We start from the raw sequence: 24,741 nt of genomic DNA, 5'->3' as shown, positions 1-24,741 counted from the left end.
GTAACTTTGTATTCTTAAAAAATAAATGTTATGCTAAACTTCGAATTATACAATCCAGTAAATTATGTCTTTGGAAAAGGACAAATTGAAAAACTAACTGATTTAGTTCCTTCAAATACTAAAATTCTGCTTGCCTATGGTGGCGGAAGTATCTTCAAAAATGGTGTTTACGACCAAGTAAAAGCCGCTTTACCGAATCACGATATTGTAGAATTTGGTGGTATTGAACCAAATCCTCGTTTTGAAACTTTGATGAAAGCCGTTGAAATTATTCGTGCTGAAAAAATCGGTTTTATCTTAGCTGTTGGTGGCGGAAGCGTGATTGATGGCGTGAAATTTATTTCGGCAGCCGTTAATTTTGAAGGTGACGAAGCCGATATTTTAAAAAAACGTATTTTATTTAAAGATGCTTCTAAAGTGATTCCTTTTGGAACCGTTTTAACCTTACCAGCAACCGGTTCGGAAATGAATTCAGGCGCTGTAGTTACGATTGAAGCTACACAAGAAAAATTAACTTTAGGCGGAAGTGCTTTATTCCCAGTTTTTTCAATTGTAGATCCAACAGTAATTACTTCGTTACCAAAAAGACAATTGCAAAACGGAGTTGTGGATGCGTTCACACACGTAATGGAGCAATATTTGACTTATACACACGACGCTTTATTGCAAGACCGAATTTCAGAAAGTATTTTACAAACGCTAATTGAAATTGGTCCAGATGTAGTGGAAAATCCGAGTGATTATAAATTGGCTTCCAACTTTGTTTGGAGTGCAACCATGGCATTGAATGGCTTGATTCAAAAAGGAGTTCCTTCTGATTGGGCAACACACATGATTGGTCATGAATTAACGGCTTTATACGAAATTGACCATGCGAGAACGTTGGCTATCATTGGTCCAAATTTATACCGCGTAATGTTCGACACGAAAAAAGACAAATTAGCGCAATACGGCCAACGCGTTTGGAATATTCAAGGCAATTCAACCGAAGAAATTGCAGAAAAAGCGATTGAAAAAACAGTTGAATTCTTCCATAAAATGGGAATGAAAACCAAAATTTCGGAAAACGCTGAAAACATCGAAAAAACAGCCGATTTTATTGTTAATCGTTTCGAAGAAAGAGGTTGGAAAGCCATGGGTGAAAAGCAAAACATCACCTTAGAAAAAGTGAGAGCAATTGTAGAAATGAGTTATTAAAAAATACGTATTCGTCATAATAAAGGCGCGGAGTTTTTCTTCGTGCCTTTGTATTAAAAAGAGTTTCGCAAACGTTTTTTGTAAATCCTTTTTAAATGCCTATTTTTGATGTTCTAAATTAAATCGTAAAATGGAAAAAAAGCCAAAATTTGCCGTCATTGGAGGAGGGAGTTGGGCTACTGCAATTGCGAAAATGCTTTGTGAAAATCAAGACGAAATTGCTTGGTACATGCGAAGTACTTATGCTATTGAGCATTTAAAACATCAAAAACACAATCCAAACTATTTGAGTTCGGTTGCGTTTGACACCAATAAATTAAAACTTACCAACGATATCAACGAAGCGGTTGCTTATGCTGATTACATTATTTTTGTGGTTCCGTCAGCTTTTTTAAGCAAAGAATTAGAAAGTTTGACTGAAAGTTTGGAAGGAAAAATCATTTTTTCAGCTATTAAAGGAATTGTTCCAGAATCAAGTTTGATTGTGGGCGAACATTTTCATACCAAATTCAATATTCCGTTTGAAAATATTGGGGTTATCACGGGTCCGTGTCATGCGGAAGAAGTAGCAATGGAACGTTTATCGTACCTAACAATTGCTTGTAGCGATAAGAAAAAAGCCAAATTCGTAGCTAAAAATCTGAGTTCGCACTACATCAAAGCCAAAACTTCTGATGATATTATTGGAACCGAATATGCAGCCGTTTTAAAAAATATTTACGCAATTGCAGCCGGAATTGCTCATGGTTTAGGCTATGGCGATAACTTTCAAGCGGTTTTGATGAGTAACGGTATTCGCGAAATGAAGAAATTCATTCGTAAAGTGCATAAAATGAAGCGAAACATTAATAATTCGGCTTATCTAGGCGATTTATTGGTAACAGGATATTCTGTTTTTTCTCGAAATAGAATGTTCGGAAACATGATTGGAAAAGGCTACACCGTAAAATCAGCACAAATGGAAATGAGCATGGTGGCTGAAGGTTATTACGCTGTAAAAAGTGCTTACAAATTAAACAAAGAATATGGAGCTGATACTCCAATTATTGATGCCGTTTACGAAATTTTATACGAAAACAAAGACGCTAAAACCGTTTTTAAAGCCTTGACAGAAAAATTAAACTAAAAACCCATGCTATTTTCACTAAAAACCGGCGCTATTGATCATTTAATCGATCATCCTGGAATTATTACGGCTTTTACAATAACCATCATTGCTATGTTGGTATTAGATTTAGGAGTTTTAAATAAAAAAGGTCACGTAATTTCTAATCGTGAAGCGGCTATTTGGTCCGTGATTTGGATTTCTTTAGCAATGGGATTCAGTGGTATCATTTATCACTACATGGGAGCCGAAAAATTCATGCAATTTCAAGGCGCGTATTGGATTGAAAAAGCACTTTCAGTTGATAATTTATTCGTTTTTATTTTAGTTTTTGGCTATTTCAATGTGGCAAAAGAAGCTCAACACAAAGTATTATTTTGGGGTGTAATTGGTGCTTTAGTGTTTAGAGCGATTTTCATTTTTGCGGGCGTTTGGTTACTGAACTACACCTATTTGCCCGAAATGGAACTTTTTGGACAACTAGTCGAAATCAATTATTTGCTTACCCTTTTCGGAATTATTTTGATTGTTGCCGGAATTAAATCGGCATTAAGTCAGGAAGAAGATGAAGGAAGTAAAGATTTTAGCAAAAGTGCTGGTTCAAAATTTGTACACAAGTTTTTTAAAGTAAGTCCGAATTTTGATGGCGATAAATTTTTCACCATTCAAAACGGAATCAAAATGGCAACGCCTTTATTTGTAGTGGTTGCTATCGTTGAATTTACCGACTTATTATTTGCGATTGACAGTATTCCAGCGATTTTTGCGATTGCTCCAGACGATCCGTTTATTCTTTATACGTCGAATATTTTTGCGATTTTAGGATTGCGTTCGTTGTATTTCCTTTTGGCGAACTTTATGTATATGTTCAGTAAATTGAAATATGGATTAGGATTTATCTTGGCTTTTATCGGAACTAAAATGATTATAGCGCCGTTTTACCACGTTCCAACGAGTTTGTCTTTGTGTGTTGTTGGTGGTGCTTTAATCTTGTCTGTAATCGCTTCTTTGTTGTTTCCTGATAAGGATTAATCTCAGGATTAATCTCATAACACTAAGTATACAAAGAAGGCACAAAAAACACTATTAAAGTGAACTTTGTGCCTTCTTTTATTTTTTACAATACGATTTACTTTATTGTAATCTCATCTACAAATATAAACGCTTCGCCACCAAAACCTTGATGCCATTCTGGTAACTTACCGAAGTTTTTAGCGATTACTTTTACGTAACGTGCTGTTTTCTTCTTGTCTAAAAGAACTTCAAATTCTCTAGTAGATGAATTTTCATCTTTTGGATCAATTCCACTATTTTTAGCAATATCAAGACTTCCAACAGAGGTAAAATTGACATTATCTGTTGAAATAAAAAACTCCAAATAAGTAGGCATCAAAATCCAAGAACGACTATCTTGTAAAAAATTTGCCTTAAATGAAAATAATTCTTTCACTTCTTTTAAATCTATTACCGCTTCAAAATCCTGACTTTGGTAGCCTTGCCAATCGCCTTTTCTCCAGTTTTCGGTTCCTAAAATACCATCTAACAACCCTTCTGGACCACCTGCATGATATTGCGGATTGTAAACCGATTTTATGTTGATGCTGTAGTTGTTTGGTTTTTTGAAGAAGTTTGCAGAAATAGTATTGCTTTGTCCTTCCTTTGTTTTCACATAAGCTTCAATAGTTGAAGTTTGCGATATTTCAAAAGGTTTTGTGTATTTAACAAACATTTTCTTTGCCAAATGATCCTCTTTATCATTAATCATGAAATAAATTTCGTCGTTTGAATATTGAGATTTTAATTCAATCTTCATTTTATCTTTGAAAGCTTTACTTTCGGCTTGAATTACTGGAACTGATATAAACTTATTTATTTCAACTTCTGAAACATCATAGATGTTACCAAAATTTTGCTCAAAAAACCCAAAATTATAATTTCTTTGTCCAACATCATTTTTAGCTAAAATGCCAATTTTTCCATTTTCAAAATTAACTTTTATCTTTTCGAAATAAGGTCTTACTGTTTGCCATTCTGGTTTTCCTGGAGTCACTGAATAAATTCCCATCGAACTCAAAACATACCAAGCGCTCATCTGTCCGCAGTCTTCGTTTCCGATTAATCCATCTGGTGTGTTTGTGTAGAAATTATCTAAAATATACTTGACTTTTGCATTCGTTTTTTCGGGTTTCCCCACATAATTGTACAAATACGCCATGTGGTGACTTGGTTCGTTTCCGTGTGCATATTGCCCAATTAAACCGGTTACATCGACTTGTTCTCTACCGGTAGTTTTGCTTTCGCTATTGAACATTTCGTCTAACTTGGCTTCAAATTTTTCAGGTCCGCCATAAGCTTGAATCATGCCGTAAATATCTTGTGGTACGAAAAACGAATATTGCCACGAATTACCTTCGGTGAAATTATTATTAACTTCTCTTGGGTCGAAAGGTTTGTCCCAGCCACCGTTTTTCTTTGGACGCATAAAACCGGTTTCCCAATCGAAAATATTTTTCCAATTTTGAGAGCGTTTCATGAAATATTGATAATCTTCTTGCTTGTTTAAAATTTGTGCCATTTGTGCAATACACCAATCGTCATAAGCATATTCTAAGGTTTTGGAAACGCTTTCGTGTTCGTCATCAATCGAAATGAAACCATTTTTCTTGTAGGCATCCAAACCTAAAACATCACGCATAGCTGAAGCTTTACTGGCTTCAAAGGCTTTTTCGTAATCAAAACCTTTAATGCCTTTTACCATCGCATCTGCAATTACTGAAACCGAATGATAACCAATCATACAATCGGTTTCATTAGAGGTCAATTCCCAAACCGGTAATCTGCCGCCTTGTTCATATTGTTTGATGAACGTATTGATGTAATCGGCAGTTCGTTTTTTATCAATCAAAGTGTACAACGGATGCGCTCCTCTAAACGTGTCCCACAACGAAAAAACCGTGTAATAATCAAATCCTTCTGCAACATGAATTTTGTTGTCTCTACCGCGATATTTTCCGTCTAAATCTTGAGCGATATTTGGTTGCATCATGGTGTGATACAATGCTGTGTAGAAAATCGCTAATTTATCTTTATCATCAGACGTGACTTCAATTTTTGATAATTCTTTGTTCCAAAGTGTAATGGCTTCTTTGTGTACTTTATCGAAATCCCAATGTTTGATTTCGGAACTGTTTAATTTAGCACCTTCATAACTCGTTGGTGAAAGTGCTACTTTTATAAGGATTTTTTCGCCTTTTTTGACTTGTTTGGAGAAACTCATAGCCACTTTTGATCCAGAATATTCTTTTCTATTACTTACTGAATCGGATATGAATTTATTCAAGTTCATCGGTTTGTTAAACTCAATTCGGGCATATACATATTGATCGCGTGCCCAAGCTTCGCTTCTTCTTAAAATTTCAATTGTTCTATCATCAATAATTCTAATTATACCTTCCAAAAGTTTGTCGCGATGATTCAAATCTAAAATAATATTAGCTTGACCATCTTTATTAAACGTATATTCATGAAAACCAACTCGTGTTGAAGTGGTAAATCGCACATCGATATTGTGTTTGTCTAATTTCACGGAATAAAACCCAGCGGAAGCTTTTTCATTGGCATGCGAAAAAGTTGAAGAGTACACTTTATTATCAAACGAAGGTTCTCCCATTGTTGGCATCAACATGATATCTCCATAATCGGAAACACCAGTTCCATTCAAATGCGTGTGCGAAAATCCGTAAATCAAATTATCCGAATAATGATAACCGCTACAGCCATCCCAACTGCCATCTATTCTGGTGTCAGGAGAAAGTTGTACCATTCCGTAAGGAACTGTTGCGCCAGGAAAAGTATGTCCGTGACCGCCAGTTCCAATAAATGGGTTGACGTGTTTGGCGAAATCTTGTGCAAAACCAAAAGCGGTTATAAATAATACGGAAAAAAGGATTTTCTTCATTTTAAATCAATTTGAAACCATAAAATTGCGCAAAAAATATGAGGTAAGCAATCTTACTAATTAAAATGAGATAGAAATATGGTTTTTAGGGAAACAAAAAACCACGAATACAAAATCAGTGCATTCGTGGTTTCAATATTATAATTAACTAAAATTTAATTCGCGAAAACGCCTCTTTTGTTGATAATAGGTAAATCGGCAGTAGCTTTTTCGTTGATAGAATTTACTCTAAACACAAAGGTTTTATCATACAATTGTCCGTTTGAGAAATAAGACAACATAAATTCGTTGTTCAATTGTAAAACGTTGTTTTCTAACAATTCTACTTTAACGGCTGTTCTTGGTTCAACTTTAGCAAACGCATGACGAAACGTTCCTGTTTTGCGTTCTTCACCATTGATTAAACCATAAGCGCGTGAAACTACCATAGCCATTTCCAATAAATTATCAGTGTCGTTTACTAAGTAAGCGTACCAAGAATTCTCCATAAAATCGTCGTTCCATTCTTGAAAAGCTACAATGTGAACGCCTTCTACTTTTGGGATGATAATGTCTTTTTTCATTGAAACAGTATTAAGATTAAAGAATTAATTATTAAGACTTTATCTTAATTTATATACTCGATTTGAATTGCTCTAAGAAACGTACGTCGTTTTCATAAAACATACGGATATCACCAATTTGGTATAACAACATCGCAATACGTTCTACTCCCATTCCGAAAGCGAAACCTGTGTGTTCATCTGGATTGATGCCGCAATTTTTCAATACATTAGGGTCAACCATTCCGCAACCACCAATTTCTAACCAACCGGTTCCTTTGGTAATTCGGTAATCTGTTTCGGTTTTTAATCCCCAATAAATATCGATTTCAGCACTTGGTTCTGTAAATGGGAAATACGATGGACGTAAACGAATTTTCGATTTTCCAAACATTTCTTTCGTGAAATACAATAACGTCTGTTTTAAATCGGCAAATGAAACGTCTTTATCAATATACAATCCTTCCACTTGATGGAAAATACAGTGCGAACGCGAAGAAACTGCCTCGTTACGGAAAACTCTTCCTGGAGAAATCGTACGAATTGGCGGTTTGTTGTTTTCCATATAACGCACTTGCACCGATGAAGTGTGTGTTCTCAACAAAACATCAGGATTGGTTTGAATGAAAAACGTATCCTGCATATCTCTTGCCGGATGGTATTCTGGTAAATTTAATGCGGTAAAATTGTGCCAATCGTCTTCGATTTCTGGACCTTCGGACACGTTAAAACCAATGGTTGAAAAAATATCAATCATTTGATTTTTTACAATAGAAATTGGGTGACGAGAACCAATGTTCATCGCTTCTCCTGGACGCGTAGTGTCGCCATAAATTCCTTTTGCTTCTTCTTTATTTTCTAAAGCGTCTTGAATGGTTTTTACCTTTTCTTCTGCCGAAGTTTTCAATTCGTTGATTACTTGTCCAAATTCCTTCTTTTGTTCGTTTGGAACATTTTTGAATTCGGCAAAAAAGTCTTTCAACAAGCCTTTACTTCCTAAATACTTGATTCGGAAGGCTTCTAATTGTTCTTTATTATCGGTTTGAAAAGCTTTTACTTCTTCAATATGGGCTTTAATCGTTTCTGTCATCGCTCGTTGTATAAAGGTGCAAATTTAGTTATTTTTAGTGATTAGTGAAAAGTGATTAGTAATTAGTTTTAATCTATCAACTCTTTCTCTAAAAAGTAGCTTACAATTGCTTCTTTCATTAGTACCGCTTGTTCACCTGCTTTTAGTGGTGGCAATTCTTCTTTTACTTTGTAATGGGGCCAGCCGTCGTTGTCGAAATATTCAAACTCGTAGTAACCGTAAGGTTCTAACAAACGGCAAATGGCGATGTGCATTAGGTTTACTTTTTCATCTTTTTTGAAAGTAGCGTGAATTTTTCCCAATTCTTGCACACCAATTAAGTAGATGATTCCTTCTAAATCAAGGTCTTCTCCGCCTGAAAATTTTTCTGATAATATGTTGACAACGCTTTCCCAACGTTCTTTTAATTGTATATCTCTGGACATTTTTTTTAAGTTTGAAGATGGATGCTGGAAGCACAAAGTTTCCCATCAATCTAATAATATTTCTGCAAAGATAACAACAGAAAACCACTTTCAACAATTCTTTTATCTTTGTTCATTATTCTATTTTCTTTAAAATGAGTTTTATTGATATTGTTTTTGCGGTTTTATTGGGTTTTGCGGTTTATAAAGGATTGAAAAACGGGCTTTTTGTGGAAGTCGCTTCATTTATAGCTTTGATTTTAGGAATTTATTTAGCGATTAAATTTTCGAATTTAGTAGGCGCTATTTTTACTGGATTTGTACCAAGTTGGAATCCGAAATATATTGAAATTACGGCTTTTATCATTACGTTTTTGTTGGTGGTGATAGGAATTCATTTAAGCGCAAAAATTCTAACCAAATTAGCGGATTTTGCTTTTTTAGGTTGGATTAACAAATTGGCTGGTGTGCTTTTTAGTTTGTTGAAAACGATTCTAGCATTGAGTGTAGTGCTTTTTATCTTTGAGAAAATCAACATTAATAATATGCTACTTTCTAAAGAAACGCAAGACAATTCGATTTTTTATAATCCAATTCAGAATATTTCAAAAGCGATTTATCCTACGATTGAAGGTTGGTATGATAGTTTGAAGAAAGAAGTTGAGAGTGAATAAAGTTTCTACAAGCTAAGTCTGAACACTTTCAACTGAACACTGAACACTACCTCTTCACTTCCTTAATCGCTTCTTTGTTAATCCAAGCTTTGGTTTTATCGGTTAGTTCTACTTGTTTCCAGTTGCCTAATTCTTCTAAAACGAAAACTTTTGTACCTTCATGAAGTGTTACTACATCTTCCGAACTATTTTTTGGTTCGGCTTTCAAAGTGGTTGCTTCTGCAAAAACGATGGCTGGATTGTAATTCGCATCAAATTTCTTCTGTAAAAAAGCAGAGAAAACGGTTACGCCAATTCCGATTAAAAACAACAGAAACAAACTGAAAAAAGTGCGTTTTAGAAACACCGTATTTCCAAAATAATAACCTAAAAACGAAAGTAAACTTAAAAAAGCAATAATAACCGCAATCCAAGCCCAAGTATCATAATGAAATGCGCTTGTGAACTCTTTCACCATTTTCTTAAAACCTACTTCTGGAAGGATTTTAATGTCGTCTATTGCCATTTTTTGGGCAAATGATAGATTCGTTTGAATAACTTCGTCATCTGGGTTTAAAAGCAATGCTTTTTCATAATTATAAATCGATGGCGCTACTTTTCCAAGTTTGTAGTAACAGTTACCAATATTAAAATACAAATCTGCCGATTCGTTACCTTGATTTGCAATACTTTCGAAAGATTGTAACGCTTGTTCGTAATCGCCTTTGTTATACAAATCATTTGCTTTTTTGAAGGTAGCGTCAATGGATTCACTTGCATTGGCAAATGAAATCAAAAACAAAAGGAATAGTATAAATTTATTTTTCATTATTTCAATTGTTTTTCAAGTTCTGAAATTCGTTCCACAGCTCGTTCAAAATCATTTGTCATGGCAATATCGGTTGCTGGAGCGTATCGTGCGAATTCGCAATCGTTCATTAATTCCATGAATTGAGAAATACTTTCTTCGGATGCGTTTCGTTGTTGTAATAATTCTATGATATTGTCTTTACTCATTTCAACGGTTTCGATATGTAATTTAGCTTTTAGGAAATTGTGTAATGCCTTTTCCATTGCCATATAAAACGGAACTTTGTCACCCATTTGTTTTTTGGCTTCCGACAAATATTTCTTCACTAATCGGTTATTATTTCTAACTCTGTTTCCAACCACATCGGCATCTTTTGCTTCTTTTTGTTTTCTAGCAATCATCACAATTGGAATTAGTAAAAGTGGCGCAATCAATAAGCCATAAAACAATCCTGAACCTAAGAAATCTTCTCTCGATTTTGAAACGAATTCCGTTTTCAACTTATTAAATTGGAATACTTCTTTTTTCTGAATCGCTTGTTTGTTAGTGCTTGGTGTATTAGCTACAAACGTTGCGTCACCTTCCGCTACATCAATTGTAATTTCTTTTGATGTGATGGTTTTATACGATTTACTTACCAAATCGTAATACGCAAACTCCATCGGTTTAATCGTATATTTTCCTTTAAATTGTGGAATTATCGTGTATTTGTCCGAAACTTTTCCGACCATACCTGTTAATGGTGTTTGTACACTTTCGGTATGTGATGGTTCGTACATTTCTAAAGCAGTTGGCACCACTGGTTTTGGTAAAGTGAATAATTTTAAATTTCCTTTGCCTGAAACACTTACTTCTAAATCTAACGATTCGCCTGCTTTTAAAGCTGTTTTAGAAGGTATTACTTTGAAATCAAATTTTCCTACGGCACCTGTAAATCCTGCTGGTTTTCCGTTTCCTGGAAGTGGTTTTACGTTAATAGTTTGTGTTCCTGTTGAAAGTGATTTTTCAATAGTTGTCATTTCATATTGTCCTAAAAAATCTCTTCTTCCAGTTGGTACTTCTGCATCTATATCAATTTTAAATGGTTCAATAGTTTTAGCACCCGCTTCTAAAGGATACAAAATCACTTTTCTAAGCTCTACCATTGCATAATCCTTTCCGTTATACTTTCCTCGCTCAGCTCTTAATTGCTTAATATCAATATATTGACTCCAAAAATCTTCATATTTTGGAGCTTTAAAATTTCTAAAATTAGAAACTTCATTACTGTAAGGAAAATACATTTTGTAAACCACGGTAATAGGTTCATTAACATAAGGATTTTTAGATGAGATTTCAGCCACTAAATGAATTCCTTCTCCAAAGTTCATATTATTAGGCTGGCCTGGATACGTTGGTAATTGAATAGGATCAGTAATGGTGATTTTTATAGGTGCCGACTTGTATGTTGTTTCATTAAATTGTACTGAAGCAGAACCTATAGTAAATTTTCCCTTTTTAATAGGTGTCAAATAATAATAATATTTTGTATAAATCTTTCTTTTATGTGTTAATCTTCCATTCACATAAAAAGTTTCTTCATCTTGTCCTTTAAAAATAGTTGGCCCATCAACTTTAAAACCATCAAATTTCGGCGGAACAAAATTGTCGCCTTCATTATTAATGGAAAAAATCAATTGAATTTTTTCATTTAATCCATAAGAACTTCTCTCCGTTAACGCTTCAAATTTTACTTGAGCGGAAACAGACAAAGCCGATAGAAAAAAAAGTACAATATGTATTTGCTTTAAAAATTTCATTTTCGTTTTAGTCGTTCTTTATTTTACAATAATTGAAAACTCTTTAGACTTTATTGATTTGTGTTGTTGATTAATTTCGTCGTAAAAATAGAAATCTATTGATTTAAATTCTATTTTACCATCCATAATTGCTTTTAACTTATATGTTCTTGAGGCAATTGTTTTAATTTTAGTTTCCTCAATTGTGTTCTCATTTTGTATTACATCTGAAACAACTTCAATTCCATTGGGTAATCTTAATTTAGGAATCATTTCATCTTCTAAAAAACCTTCTCCATAAACTTGGACTTGAACTTCAAAAATTTTATTTTTTCTAATTGAAGTTTTCTCTGGTTCAATGACATCAATTTTATAATTTCCGTAAGGATAAACATAATTATAGGGTAATCTGAAGTTTTCAAAGTTTTGAACTTTTATTCGCTCTGAAACCACTGGAATTATTTTTCTTGCTGCCTTTAAAACACTTTCGTTTTCAATTTCAGAAACTTCTTTATTATAATGAACAATAATTTTATTGTGGATATAGGTATCGTATAATTCTTTAAATCGCAATACGTCTGTCCTAATCACAACACAATTGTATTCTTTTCCGTTATAATCAGCTAAAAAAGGGGCATCGGCATTTTCTGAAATTGAATAAATAAAAAAATCGTCTACATATTCTTTTTCAAAATCTAACTGTATCGAAGATGGCCTAATATCTTTATCATAATACAATTTATATTTTACTGTAATTGGCTGATAGCGATGCGGTTTATAATTTGAAATTTCTGGAATTATAAAAAGTTTATTTTCTGCATTTAAAGGATCGTTTTCAATCGTTTCACCTTTCACATTTATAACAATTGGATTGGATTGATACTTTTTACCATTATAGTCAAAAGTTACTTTTTCTATTGTTGATAATCCAATTCTTTTAGGCTTTAAATAGTACTTGTGAGTTACTTTTGCTGACTTAATTCCATTTTTTATAGTTACCGCACTAGCTATGCTTTTTTGAGAATAAAAATCAAAATCATTAAACGTTGGCTCAACCAATTCGGCATCGTTGGTGTTAATTTCAAATTCAACCGTTAGCACATCAAAAAAACCTATTTCTGTGCTTGAAACTTTTTCAGAAATAATTATTTTCTCTTCTTGAGAAAATCCCCATTGAGAGTTAAAAACAAGAAATAAAACAACTATTTTTTTTATAGAATTCATGATTAATTACCAATCTTTTTCATTTGAAACCGGACGTGCTTTTACTTTCTTCGCATTCACTTTGTCCTGCACTTTCTTCTCTGAATTATTAACTGCATCTAAAATATTATCGATGCGTTGTTTGTCGGCGCCACTAGGTTTTGGATTATCGTTTTTATCTTCTTTTTTCTCTCCGTCACCTTTGTCTTCTTTTTTGTCTTCGCCTTTATTCTTGTCTTGATCTTTTTTGTCGTTTCCTTTATCGTTTTTGTTGTTTTCTGGTTGTGGCTTTTTATCTTGACCTCCACCACCTTTGTTGTCTTTCTTGTTGTCTTTTGGAGGCGGATTGTCTTTTTTCTTTCTTTTTGCCAAAGCATAATTGTAACGCGTTTCTTCGTCATTTGGATTGTTTCTCAACGCATTCTTGTAGGCTTCTGCTGCCGCCTCATAATTTTTATCTAACATGAAGGTATTGCCCAAATTATGATAAATTCGGTGCTTTTCTTCTTTCGTTTTCGCGTGTTCTAAGGCTTGGATATATCGGATTTGCGCTTCACCTTGTTGGTTTTGACGATACTCACTATTTCCTAAGTTATATCCAGCAGTTGCTTTTTTAGGAGATTTTTTTGATTCCGTTACACGAAAATCAGCTTCGGCATCAGCGTATTTCTTTTCTTTAAATGACTGATTTCCGTTGTAAAGATTTTTGTCTTTTTCTTGTCCGAAAAGCAAAATACTATTCAATAATAGCACTATGTAAAGTTTCTTACGCATGTTTCTTTTCATTAAATAAGTTCAACTTTTGCACCCATGCCGTTTTTTTCTCTAATAGGAAAACATCTACTAACAATAATAAAAACCCTAAAGCTAAAAACCATTGATATTGCGATTCAAAATCAGCAATTTGTTGCGATTCGAATTCTGATTTTTCGATTTTATCTAAGGATTTTTTTACTTCTTCCACCACATCTTTTGTAGCAGTTCCTACAATATATTTTGATTTGGTATTGTCGGCGATTTTCTTTAAAATTTCAGGATATAACTTAGTAATTACGGTTTCTCCTTCTTGGTCTTTTTTGTAAGATACGATAGTACCTCTATCATCACGTAACGGAATTGGGCCGCCTTTTTCAGTTCCAACGCCAATTGTAATAATACGAACTCCTTTTTCTTTTGCCAATTCAACAGCATCTTCTACTCCATCTCCGTGGTCTTCCCCATCAGAAACCAAAATGATTAGTTTGCTTGTATCTTTTACATCAAAGAAATCTACAGCTAATTGAATAGCATCGTTAAAAGCCGTTCCTTGCGAAGACACCATATTAGTGTTCATACTTTGCAAGTACATTTTAGCAATGCTGTAATCGGTAGTCATTGGTAAAACTGGGTAGGCACTTCCGGCGTAACCTACAATTCCTACACGGTCGTTTCCTAATTGGTTAATGATTTGCGAAACGATTTGCTTGGTTTTTTCCAATCGGTTAGGGGCTACGTCTTCAGCTAGCATACTTTTTGAAATGTCGACTGCAAATACAATATCAATTCCTTGACGTTTTACGGTTTCCATTTTCGTTCCCATTTTTGGGTTCACCAAAGCAATAATAATACAAGCCAATGCTAACAACAAAACTCCTAATTTCAAGGCCGGTTTAAAACTCGATTTCTCTGGTGCCAATTGATTAAACAATTCCAAATCGGCAAAAACAGCTTGTCTTTTTCTTTTCCAAAACAAATTGAATAGAAAAAGTGCTACTATTATGGGTAATAGTGCTAATAAGTAAAAATATATTGGACTTTCTAATTCAAACATTGTTTTTCTTTCTAAACGATTCCTCTAAAAACTGAATTTCGTAATAACACCTCAACACCTAACAATACAAAAGCAATCAACACGAAAGGTTTGTATTTCTCGTCGTAATTATAGAATTTCTTCTCGTCAATTTCGGTGGTTTCTAACTTATTGATTTCGTCATAAATGGCTTGTAATTTCTTATTTGATGTAGCTCGAAAATATTTTGCATCGGTTGCTTTTGCAATTTCTTTCATTAAGCTTTCATCAATTTCTACAGGCATATTTCTAAACACCAATTTACCATTTGCATCTTTAGCTACAGGAAACATCGCTTGTCCGTTTGTTCCAATTCCAATGGTATATACTTTTATGCCATATTCCTTTGCAATTTCAGAAGCAGTTCTAGGATCGATGGTTCCTGAATTGTTCACACCATCCGTTAATAAAATGATGATTCTGCTTTTCGCTTTGCTATCTTTAATTCGATTGATGGCAGTGGCTAAACCAACCCCAATTCCGGTTCCATCAGCAATAATGGAATCATCATATTCGATGGTTTTTAGCGATTGTAAAATAATGGTTTTATCTGAAGTTACTGGAGTTCTCGTGTAACTTTCACCAGCATAAACTACTAATCCAATTCTATCATTAACACGATCTTGCACAAATGTTGAAGCTACTTTCTTCAATGCTTCTAAACGATTTGGTTTTAAATCATTGGCCAACATACTACTCGAAACGTCTATTGCCATTACAATATCGATTCCTTTTGTGGTTTTCGATTTTGAAGTTACGTCAACGCTTCTTGGTCTTGCTAATGCGATGATTATTGAACTTAATGCTAAAATTCGCAATACATATAAAAATGGTTTTGCTTTAGCCAAGAAAGTTCTGTTCTGCTTGAATGGTTCTAATGAACTCATTTTTACCGTTGCCGAAAGTTGGTTTCTTTTGTAAAATAACCAAGCTATTGCAATTGGCAAAACCAAAAACAACCACAAAAATTCCGGATTTAAAAAGGTTACTTTTCCCATTATTTCTTGGCTTTTCTTAGTTCAATTGAATTCTGAATTTTCTCAATAATCTCCATGGCATGCTTATCTTCTTCTCTATACATAAAGAAAAATTCTTGAGCGCCTCCTGGTTGCGACAACACCATAATGTCGTACTGCATTTTTATATCTTCTTCGCTATCAGGGTCCAAAGCCGTGAATGTTCCATAGGCTTTTTTACCTGAAAGACCTTTTACATTTTCAAATTCGCCAGTTTTTACGATGATATTTTTAGCTCCAAACTTTTCTAATTCTTTCAAATCGGCTTCCAATGCTAAATCTAAATCTATCTTCGTGGTATCTTTGTAAGCGGTTGTAATTAAAACAATTGAGAAGTCATCTGTAATATTTCCATAGGCAAAACGACTGGTTGATTTTACGTTTTCTGGAAGATTATTTTGAATTTTCTCATCAATCGTTCGCTTTAAAACTTTTGGCGATGAAATAATGATAGCAGGTTCGCCATATTCCGAAGTAATCCATTCTTTTTCCAACAATTCTTTGGTAGAATAGCCAAAATAACTGTCTTTCACAAAATCAAATCCTATCGTATAAGCGAAAATTACAACAGAAGCAACCAATAAAAAGGCTGAAATTCCGGCTGAAAGCGCTAAACGTTTTGCTTTTTGTTTTTGCATTTCTTTCTTACGAACTTCTTCAGCAAATAAAATTGCAGCTTGATCTTCGGTTCTAGGTAAAGCTTTATCAATTACCAACAAGAATTTATCGATGATTTTTTTATCGGTTTCAATTTCGAATGGTAACGGTTGTGATTTAGCAAATTTTACCAAATCGGAATTTTCTAAAACTTTCTTGAACTTATCTAATTCTTCACGATTGACAAACATTTTTTTATCGGCAATCGCTTTTTTCAACGCTTCCATTAACTCACTTGAAGTACTTTCCATTGCTGGAATATGGATGGATTCTTCGATATACGTTCTTGTAATATCGGTCATTTCAGAATAATATTCTTTGACATCACCACGTTGCACCAACTGTTTTTTATCTAAGTTTTGAAGATATGCAATCGCTTTTTCAATTGGCGAAGCGAAAAATTCTTCTTTTTGTTTTTTGTCTTTTTGTAATCGCTTGATGATGAAATATGAAGCAAATCCTGAAGCCACAATCAAAACCAATAAAATCAAAAGTTTCCACCATTCGCTCATTGGTTTTTCTTCGGTAGCGATGATGTCTTTGATGTCGTACATTTGTTGTTTTGTGGTATCAACTTTTACATCGTTGACTAAAATCGAAAGCGAATCGGTACGGAATTCTTTCTGGTTGATTTTCACTAATAATTTTGGAATTACATAGCGTCCCGAATCAAATTGGGTTAACCCGTACTTTTTGATTAATTCGTATTGGTTGTCGTTTTTTACGGTATCAATTGGGTATGATTCTAATATTTCCAAAGCACCAAAAAACTTTCCATCTGGAAAAACGACTTTATCTTTAGCGTTTACTTTTGCTTTGATGGTTAAATTGAATTGCGATCCAATTTTAATTTGAGTTGAGTCAATAGAAGACGAGATTTGTTGGGCAAAACCCAAAAATCCGAACAATAAAGCAATATATAAGTAAAGTTTCTTTTTCATTTTTCTTAATTACGCGCTTTAAAATAACCCAATAATTTGGTTACATAGCTTTCATCTACTCTTGAACTAATCGTTCCCGCTCCACATTTTGAAAAAATATCCTTGAAATAATTTACGTTTTCACGATAGTATTTTTCGTAATCCATTCGCACTTTATAGGAGGTTGTATCTACCAAAAGTGTTTCGCCTGTTTCAGCATCTAGCATATTTACTACTCCAATATTTGGAATGCTTTCTTCTCTTTGGTCAAACACTCGGATTCCGGTTACATCATGACGTTTTGAAGCTATTTTCAACGTGTGTTCATAATCTTTCACCATGAAATCGGAAATTAAAAACACGATGGCTTTCTTTTTCAAAACGCTTGATAAATATTTCAAAGCTTGCGATAAATCGGTTTTTTTGCTTTTCGATTCGAATTCGATTAACTCACGAATAATTCGCAAAACGTGTGATTTTCCTTTTTTTGGCGGAATAAACAATTCGATTTGGTCTGAAAATAAAAGCAAACCAATTTTATCATTATTTTGAGTCGCCGAAAACGCTAATGTGGCCGCAATTTCGGTAATCATATCACGCTTTAACTGATTTTTTGTGCCAAAACTTTCAGAACCTGAAATGTCTACCATTAACATCATGGTTAATTCGCGTTCTTCTTCAAATACTTTTACGAAAGGTTCGTTATAGCGTGCGGTTACATTCCAATCGATAGCTCTTACGTCGTCACCGTATTGGTATTGGCGCACTTCTGAAAACGTCATCCCGCGTCCTTTAAAAGACGTGTGATATTCTCCCGAAAAGATATGATCACTCAATCTTCGGGTTTTGATTTCTATTTTTCGAACTTTCTTTAGAATTTCTTTGGTATCCATTTTTATTAGTTGGCAGTCGCAGTTAACAGTCGCAGTTTAAGAATAGAATTATCTGAACACTGAGACTGAACACTGATAACTAAATTAAGGCACTTCAACTTCGTTAACAATTCTGCTAATAATGTCTTCTGTGGTTACATTTTCAGCTTCTGCTTCGTAAGTAATTCCGATTCTGTGACGTAATACATCGTATACTACAGCACGAACGTCTTCTGGAATTACATACCCTCTACGTTTGATGAAAGCGTAACATTTAGCAGCAGTGGCTAAGTTGATACTTCCACGTGGCGAAGCTCCAAAACTGATTAATGGTTTTAGACTTTCTAATTTATATTTTTCTGGATAACGTGTTGCGAAAATTAAGTCTAAGATGTATTTCTCGATTTTTTCGTCCATGTATACTTCACGAACAGCTTCTTGCGCTCTTAAAATTTGCTCTAACGAAACCACTTGGTTAACTTTTTCAAAAGCACCTTTTAAGTTTTGACGAATCACGTGACGCTCTTCCTCCATTTTTGGATAATCGATAACCACTTTCAACATGAAACGGTCAACTTGCGCTTCTGGTAATGGATAGGTTCCTTCTTGGTCAACAGGGTTTTGCGTTGCCATTACCAAGAATGGTTTGTCTAACTTAAACGTTTCGTCACCAATGGTAACTTGCTTTTCTTGCATGGCTTCTAACAAAGCTGATTGCACTTTTGCAGGCGCACGATTAATCTCATCCGCTAATACGAAATTAGCGAAAATTGGACCTTTACGAATCGTAAAATCATTTTGTTTGATATTATAAATCATTGTTCCAACCACATCGGCAGGCAATAAATCGGGTGTAAACTGAATACGGCTAAATGAACCGTGAACAGCTTGCGATAGCGTATTAATGGCTAAGGTTTTTGCTAATCCAGGAACTCCTTCCAATAAAATATGTCCTTGACCCAACAAACCTATTAATAATCGCTCGACCATGTGTTTTTGACCTACGATTACCTTATTCATTTCCATTGTAAGTAAGTCTATAAAAGCACTTTCTCTTTCAATCTTTTCATTAATTGCTCTAATGTCTAAGGTTGATGTATTTTCTTCCATTTTATGATTGTATTTGGCGGTGTGAAATTAACAACATTTTTTAACACTGCAAATTGAAATTTTTTTTAGTTTTAACTTGTTAACATTGCGTTAAAAATGCATAAAAAAGGTTGATTTTATGAGTGTTTTATGATTCTATTTTATAATTTTAAGAAAAAATTAAAAACACAACAAATATGTCAGTACAATTATCCCCTATTATTGCCGGAGTTATGAATTGGGGTGTTTGGGATAAAAACCTAAATACCAATGAGTTTACTCACTTAATTAATTTATTCATAGAAAACGGAATTACTACTTTTGATCATGCCGATATTTATGGAGGTTATACAACAGAGGCTTCATTTGGAAAAGCGCTTTCTGAAAGTAAGATAGATCGCAAAAAAATTCAATTAATTACTAAATGTGGAATTCAATATACTTCTGAAAACAGACCTAATAATTCGATTAAACATTACGAATACTCGAAAGATTATATTATTTGGTCAGCCGAAAATTCATTAAAAAATCTACAAACCGATTATTTGGATGTTTTATTACTTCACCGTCCAAGTCCATTAATGCAAGCTGATGAAATTGCGGAAGCGGTTTCGAAATTAAAAGCAGATGGAAAAATTCTATCTTTTGGAGTTTCTAATTTTACGTCATCTCAAACCGAATTATTGCGTCAGAAAACGGATGTTTCTTTTAATCAGGTACAATTTTCCGCAACGCATCATGAAGCTATGTTAGATGGAAGTTTCGATTACATGCAAATCCACAATATCAAACCGATGGCTTGGAATCCGTTAGGAACCGTTTTTAGGGAAAATACCGACCAAACATTTAGATTACGTCAACTTTTGGCTAAGTTAGTTGAGAAATATCACATTGGTTCTGATATTATTTTATTGGCTTGGATTATGCAACATCCTGCTGGAATTTCTCCAGTAGCAGGAACGGTTAATTCAGGAAGAATTCAGCAATTGATGAAAGCAAAATCATTAGTTTTAGACAAACAAGATTGGTTTGCTATCTGGACAGAAAGTATGGGGCATAAAGTGCCTTAAAAAGAGTAATTAGTGAAAAGTGATTAGTAAAAAGTCCATTTTTTTATGTTAATCACTTTTTACTTGTAACCATTCACTAAAAAAATGATCAACAAGCGCTTACTTATCAAAAATCTTTTAGCTCATCATGATGAGAACAGTTTTTATGATAAGAAGCGCCAGTTGAATTTACACACTAAAGAAGGAAAAGCAAAATTCTTAAAACACATTTGTGCACTTTCCAATTCTAATCCAAGTAACAATTCTTATATTGTAGTTGGAGTTGAAGATGAAACCAATGAAATCGTTGGGGATGATTTTTTTGATGATAGTCGAATTCAGAATTTGGTGAATGCTTTTTTGGAAAATCCACCTAAAATTCAGTATGAAAATGTGCCTTTTCCGAATCTTCCAAAAGATAAAGTGGTGGGATTAGTGACGATTAAACCGAAATCTAAAAATTCCTACTTCAAGAAAGGAATTCATACTATTGAAGCGAATACTTATTTCGTAAGAAAAGGCAGTAATACATCGCCAACGACGGAGAAAATTCCGTATTCGAAACAAAATGTGGAAACGGTTATTAGCATTGAAAATAGTTCTCGAAACAGTATTGAACACACGCTAGAAAGTGTTTTAGATTTCATCAACAATCGCCATAAAGATTTGCCTTCTAAATACAAGGTTTTCAAAGAATTATTTGTGGTTTGCTGGGCTGGAAACAAGAAAAAAGTTCGGGATAAAGAGTATTATTCTCGTGTTGATATTGAGTTAGTAAACGAACAAGTAAAATTGTTTTACTCGGCATTAGATGAAGTTTGTATTGAATATGACGAGAATAGTTTTGTGATTACCGAATACATTTCTTTAGGATTAAATGATAAAACGAGTTATTATCCGTTTGAAAAAGTAACCTTGACTTTTTTTGACAATGGTTATTACAAAATGAATTCAGAAATGTTGTTTGAACCGCCTCAATACAACCGAAAAATGTTGCATCACATTTATAATTCTAATTTGGTCTTATTAGGAAAGCTTCAAAAAGGATTGCCACTAAATGATTCTGAAAAGCGAGATTTGGAGAACTTACCTCACATTATGATGATTTGCTATTTAAATGGTTTTGATGAAGCAAAGCAAAAATTAATTGATTCAAAACCGTACTTAAAATTACTTGAAAACCCTTTAATCTACGTGTCTTTTAAAGAAGTGATGCGGATTTTAAGAAAAATGAAATACGACTAATACAATTTTTTATTTTTTATAAAAAGTATCAATGCCAAATAGGAAACAAAAAGAAAAACACCTAAAATGTAAATCAGCTCAAATTGCGCATGATAACCAATGCATTTAGACAAAAATGTGTTACTTTCCAAAAAAAGTGTGTTGTAGGTTAAATCGACCACAGTGTATAGCCAAACCAAACTCAGAAACAACAAAAACAGCAAGATTTTAGTATATAGTTTCATCCTTTTTATTATTTTAATTACAATGTAAAGGTAAGGACGCTCTTTGAATGGGTTGCTGTAGTTTTTCTGCACATTTTGTTAAAATTTCATATCAAGCCTCTTTTTTTCGCTTCTTTAATAATGTCTTCGTCAGAGCCTTTTTCAATATTGAAAAACTCTTTTATATGGGCTTTTCTTTTATCAATTGCGCTTAGTGTAATGTTGATATGTTCTGGCATGTTTTTCGTTTTTATACCTTGAGCCAAAAGAGTAATAATTTGTTGGTAATATTCGTCTAATAGAAAATCATTTGCCATTACTTCGTTAATATTTTGTTGCACGGTGCGACTCTTATATTTTTCTCCACCAACAATTTGATTAAAAGCAGATAAAAGTTCTTGGGCTGAAAAATCACTTTTAACTAAAAACCCTTCAGGTTCTATTTCTCTATGAATTTTGTATAACAAAAAGGCTTCAATGTGCGATGTTAGAATTATAATTTTTGTAGTAGGCATATAACTTCTAACTAATCTTGCTAAATCATGTCCTGAATAAATTTTTTGTTCAGGAAAAGCGGGTAAACTTAAATCAATAAAAACTACATCGTAGGTTAATTCATTCTTATTTTCAGCAATTAAATAATAAGCACTTTCGCAATTATAAGCTGGTGTAACATTAATTTCACAATCCAAATCGTTAAAAGAGAGAATGCTTTTATACCCTTCTATCATGGAAGGATGGTCATCAATCATTAATACATTTAGCTTTTTAGTTTCCAAAATTCTTGTTTTTATAATTTAACTTTTAAAGACACTTTAGTTCCGTTATTTATTTCAGATGAAATTTTTAGTCTCCCGTTTATCGATACTGCTCGACTTTCCATGTTTTTTAGTCCAATTCCTGATTTTAATTTTGAAACCTTAAAACCAACACCATTGTCTTTTATAGACAAATATAAGAAACCTTCATCAATGCTTAAAGTTATCGAAATCAAAGTAGCTTTTGCATGTTTATTGATATTATTTAACGTTTCTTGAATAATCCTATAAATATTCATCTTAACTAAAGCCGAAAGTGATTCGATTGCTTCATCAGATGAAATTGTACTTTCGCAAATAGTATCATAGGTTTCCTTTTGATTTTGAAGCAACTGCTCTAAAATACTTTTGTAATTTCCTTTATTGAGAAAAGATTCAAAATTTAATTCATGAGCAACCGTTCTTATTTCACTTTCTACACTTTGAATTTTATCAATATATTCAATACTTCTTTTTATAACAGTTTCATCTGGCTTTTGAGTTAACGCAAATAAATTAAATCGAATACTAGCCAACTTATTTAGAATGTTATCATGAAGATCTTGAGAAATTCGTAATTGTTCTTTCTTTTTTGCTTCTTCTAACTCATCTTGTTTGTCGAGCATTAATTTATAAATCTCCTCATTTGCCATTTGTTGTTCTTGACTAAACAACAATTCTCTATGCTTACTTCTTTGATAAAGAATAATATAAAACAATATTCCAAAAGATATAATAAGTAACGATGAGATTAAAATAATTCGAAAACGATTTGAAATAGCCTCTTTTTCTACAATAATTTCATCTGTTTCAAATTCAATTCTTGCTAATTTATTACGTGTTAAGCGCTCTTGTTGCTGTAAACTATCGCTAATTTTTATATATTCCTTAGCGTATTTTAAACCTTCTTTAGGTTTTAATTCTGTGTAGAAATCGAGTGTTTGTAAAAGTTCTTTGTTGTAGTTAGACTCTTTAGCTAAACGATTGGCTTCTTCGTTATATTGAAGCGCAATAGTAGTATCATTTTTAGATAAATAATATTCAACAAGGTGAACTCTAATGTTTATTTTACTGTAAATGTCATCGATTTCATCTCCAAGTTCTAATGCTTCTTTAAATTCCTTAAGACCTTCATTTTTATTAATTTTGAAACGAGAATAAGCAAAATTATCTAATAAAGAAATATATAAAACCGGCTGTATTTCTTTTAAGTTGTTAATCTTTAATCCTTCTGTAAAAATTTCACCAGCTTCTTTAAACTTACCTAAATTTAAATATACAAAACCAATATTATTTATGGCTTGAGCCTGTAATAAAGGTTTATAATTGTCATTCTCAATCTCCTTAATTTGTGATAAGGATTTTTGATGATATTCTAATGCTTTTTCATAATTTCCTAAACCCACCAAAGAACTTCCTAAATTCACATAACATTCATAAATTAACTCTTGATCTTTAATCTCGGTTGCAACATTTAAAACTTTAACCGTCTCTATCTCACTACCTATAAAATCTTTTTCATAGGATAAAATATAGGCTTTATGTAATTTTGTACTTGCTAAATTCGGCTTGTCATTTAAATTTTCATATTTTTTCTCTGCTTCCAAATAATAATAATATGCACTATCATTTTTTGAAGTAGAAAAATAATAATCTCCTAAATAATATTCTGCTCTTGCAATATTTAATGAGTCCTTGTTAGATTTGGAAATTTCTAAAACTTTATTGGTTATTTCTTTGTATTTCTCATATTCCAAAACTCCAAAATAGCGATTGGCTATTTTAAAATAGTTCTTTATTTTCAGTGAGTCGGAATAATTTGAATTTTCAATTAGTTGCTCTACCGAATCCATATATTTCAAACGAGTGACTTTATCCAAATTTACATTTGAACTATTTTCAAAATAGGCATCTAATTTTTTTTGATTTATAGCCTTATCCTCATTTGAATTACATCCAATGAGAATAAAGAAACTAAATAAAACCCGTTGGGTGAAATTAAATTAATTGATTTTTGATTTTATTTATTGGTCTATCAAAGATAAATTTATTGATATATTGAACTAGAGTTAATGCTGTTATTTTGGCTAGAATTCGAGTTTTAAATCCCTCAAAAGTTTTAGCATAATTTCTTCTAATTAAAAATTGGTCACACAGTTGCGAGAATAAAGTTTCAATTCTTTTTCTTGCTTTTCTGAAAACATACGGCTGTGGTTTATAATTCACTTGATTCATTCTTTTTGGCGTTTCCAATTTAATATTTGCTGATTGGAATAAATCGAGTTGTATACTATCAGACAGATATCCTCGGTCTCCAAGTAGCA

The 24,741-nt window shown here is 33.0% G+C and carries 22 protein-coding genes; 6 read left to right on the top strand and 16 right to left on the bottom strand.

What is annotated here, in order from left to right; genetic code table 11:
* The first annotated feature begins 30 nt into the window (after window positions 1-30).
* From BP92_RS0105475 to BP92_RS0105465, 3 genes are all read left to right on the top strand, one after another.
* Window positions 31-1,197, top strand: a complete 1,167-nt coding sequence (locus tag BP92_RS0105475) for an iron-containing alcohol dehydrogenase (protein ID WP_026725134.1) — start codon at window positions 31-33, stop codon at window positions 1,195-1,197.
* A 130-nt stretch (window positions 1,198-1,327) separates the two neighbouring features.
* Entirely contained in the window at window positions 1,328-2,323 is a 996-nt protein-coding gene (locus BP92_RS0105470; RefSeq protein ID WP_026725133.1) for an NAD(P)H-dependent glycerol-3-phosphate dehydrogenase, read from the top strand.
* Window positions 2,324-2,356: 33 nt separating this feature from the next.
* Window positions 2,357-3,334, top strand: coding sequence for a TerC/Alx family metal homeostasis membrane protein (locus BP92_RS0105465; RefSeq protein WP_026725132.1), 978 nt, complete (start codon window positions 2,357-2,359; stop codon window positions 3,332-3,334).
* Between the two features lie 97 nt (window positions 3,335-3,431).
* Here the strand turns inward: BP92_RS0105465 and BP92_RS0105460 are convergent, their stop codons facing one another.
* From BP92_RS0105460 to BP92_RS0105445, 4 genes are all read right to left on the bottom strand, one after another.
* Window positions 3,432-6,260, bottom strand: a complete 2,829-nt coding sequence (locus BP92_RS0105460) for a GH92 family glycosyl hydrolase (protein ID WP_026725131.1) — start codon at window positions 6,258-6,260, stop codon at window positions 3,432-3,434.
* A gap of 155 nt (window positions 6,261-6,415) precedes the next feature.
* Window positions 6,416-6,823, bottom strand: coding sequence for a hypothetical protein (locus BP92_RS0105455; protein ID WP_026725130.1), 408 nt, complete (start codon window positions 6,821-6,823; stop codon window positions 6,416-6,418).
* Between the two features lie 49 nt (window positions 6,824-6,872).
* On the bottom strand, window positions 6,873-7,892 hold the full coding sequence (pheS, locus tag BP92_RS0105450) for a phenylalanine--tRNA ligase subunit alpha (protein ID WP_026725129.1): 1,020 nt from the start codon (window positions 7,890-7,892) through the stop codon (window positions 6,873-6,875).
* A 68-nt stretch (window positions 7,893-7,960) separates the two neighbouring features.
* Window positions 7,961-8,317: a hypothetical protein gene (locus tag BP92_RS0105445; protein WP_026725128.1), complete on the bottom strand. Its 357-nt coding sequence runs from the start codon at window positions 8,315-8,317 to the stop codon at window positions 7,961-7,963.
* Between the two features lie 134 nt (window positions 8,318-8,451).
* On the opposite strand from BP92_RS0105445, the gene BP92_RS0105440 reads away from it, so the two are divergent.
* On the top strand, window positions 8,452-8,970 hold the full coding sequence (locus BP92_RS0105440; protein ID WP_026725127.1) for a CvpA family protein: 519 nt from the start codon (window positions 8,452-8,454) through the stop codon (window positions 8,968-8,970).
* A gap of 46 nt (window positions 8,971-9,016) precedes the next feature.
* Here the strand turns inward: BP92_RS0105440 and BP92_RS0105435 are convergent, their stop codons facing one another.
* From BP92_RS0105435 to BP92_RS0105395, 9 genes are all read right to left on the bottom strand, one after another.
* Window positions 9,017-9,778: a tetratricopeptide repeat protein gene (locus tag BP92_RS0105435; protein ID WP_026725126.1), complete on the bottom strand. Its 762-nt coding sequence runs from the start codon at window positions 9,776-9,778 to the stop codon at window positions 9,017-9,019.
* Window positions 9,778-11,559, bottom strand: a complete 1,782-nt coding sequence (locus tag BP92_RS0105430) for a BatD family protein (protein ID WP_035692955.1) — start codon at window positions 11,557-11,559, stop codon at window positions 9,778-9,780. The genes BP92_RS0105435 and BP92_RS0105430 overlap by 1 nt, the downstream gene beginning before the upstream one ends.
* A gap of 18 nt (window positions 11,560-11,577) precedes the next feature.
* Window positions 11,578-12,762, bottom strand: a complete 1,185-nt coding sequence (locus BP92_RS0105425; RefSeq protein ID WP_026725124.1) for a BatD family protein — start codon at window positions 12,760-12,762, stop codon at window positions 11,578-11,580.
* A 6-nt stretch (window positions 12,763-12,768) separates the two neighbouring features.
* Window positions 12,769-13,515 (bottom strand): tetratricopeptide repeat protein, encoded by a 747-nt coding sequence (locus tag BP92_RS0105420; RefSeq protein ID WP_026725123.1) that lies wholly within the window; start codon window positions 13,513-13,515, stop codon window positions 12,769-12,771.
* Window positions 13,508-14,551, bottom strand: coding sequence for a vWA domain-containing protein (locus BP92_RS0105415; protein ID WP_026725122.1), 1,044 nt, complete (start codon window positions 14,549-14,551; stop codon window positions 13,508-13,510). Before BP92_RS0105415 ends, BP92_RS0105420 begins: the two co-directional genes overlap by 8 nt.
* A gap of 11 nt (window positions 14,552-14,562) precedes the next feature.
* On the bottom strand, window positions 14,563-15,567 hold the full coding sequence (locus BP92_RS0105410) for a vWA domain-containing protein (protein ID WP_026725121.1): 1,005 nt from the start codon (window positions 15,565-15,567) through the stop codon (window positions 14,563-14,565).
* Complete coding sequence (locus BP92_RS0105405; RefSeq protein WP_026725120.1) at window positions 15,567-17,183, bottom strand: BatD family protein; 1,617 nt, start codon at window positions 17,181-17,183, stop codon at window positions 15,567-15,569. The genes BP92_RS0105410 and BP92_RS0105405 overlap by 1 nt, the downstream gene beginning before the upstream one ends.
* A gap of 5 nt (window positions 17,184-17,188) precedes the next feature.
* On the bottom strand, window positions 17,189-18,055 hold the full coding sequence (locus BP92_RS0105400) for a DUF58 domain-containing protein (RefSeq protein WP_026725119.1): 867 nt from the start codon (window positions 18,053-18,055) through the stop codon (window positions 17,189-17,191).
* A gap of 84 nt (window positions 18,056-18,139) precedes the next feature.
* Entirely contained in the window at window positions 18,140-19,144 is a 1,005-nt protein-coding gene (locus BP92_RS0105395) for an AAA family ATPase (RefSeq protein WP_026725118.1), read from the bottom strand.
* 176 nt (window positions 19,145-19,320) lie between these two features.
* Here BP92_RS0105395 and BP92_RS0105390 point away from each other — a divergent pair, with 176 nt between their 5' ends.
* Entirely contained in the window at window positions 19,321-20,193 is an 873-nt protein-coding gene (locus BP92_RS0105390) for an aldo/keto reductase (protein ID WP_026725117.1), read from the top strand.
* An 84-nt stretch (window positions 20,194-20,277) separates the two neighbouring features.
* The gene (locus tag BP92_RS0105385; RefSeq protein ID WP_026725116.1) at window positions 20,278-21,417 is read left to right on the top strand and encodes an ATP-binding protein; all 1,140 of its coding nucleotides are present in this window, start codon (window positions 20,278-20,280) and stop codon (window positions 21,415-21,417) included.
* A gap of 310 nt (window positions 21,418-21,727) precedes the next feature.
* Here the strand turns inward: BP92_RS0105385 and BP92_RS0105380 are convergent, their stop codons facing one another.
* The 3 genes from BP92_RS0105380 to BP92_RS0105370 all read right to left on the bottom strand — a co-directional run.
* Window positions 21,728-22,399 (bottom strand): response regulator, encoded by a 672-nt coding sequence (locus BP92_RS0105380; protein WP_150111871.1) that lies wholly within the window; start codon window positions 22,397-22,399, stop codon window positions 21,728-21,730.
* A gap of 11 nt (window positions 22,400-22,410) precedes the next feature.
* Entirely contained in the window at window positions 22,411-24,297 is a 1,887-nt protein-coding gene (locus tag BP92_RS0105375; RefSeq protein ID WP_150111870.1) for a tetratricopeptide repeat-containing sensor histidine kinase, read from the bottom strand.
* 118 nt (window positions 24,298-24,415) lie between these two features.
* Window positions 24,416-24,741: transposase (locus tag BP92_RS0105370; RefSeq protein WP_026725113.1), on the bottom strand; the 326-nt coding region annotated here is incomplete at its 5' end.

It is taken from the genome of Flavobacterium sasangense DSM 21067 (assembly GCF_000686885.1).
Taxonomy (GTDB): Bacteria; Bacteroidota; Bacteroidia; order Flavobacteriales; family Flavobacteriaceae; genus Flavobacterium; species Flavobacterium sasangense.
This window is presented reverse-complemented; position numbering and strand designations above follow the sequence as displayed.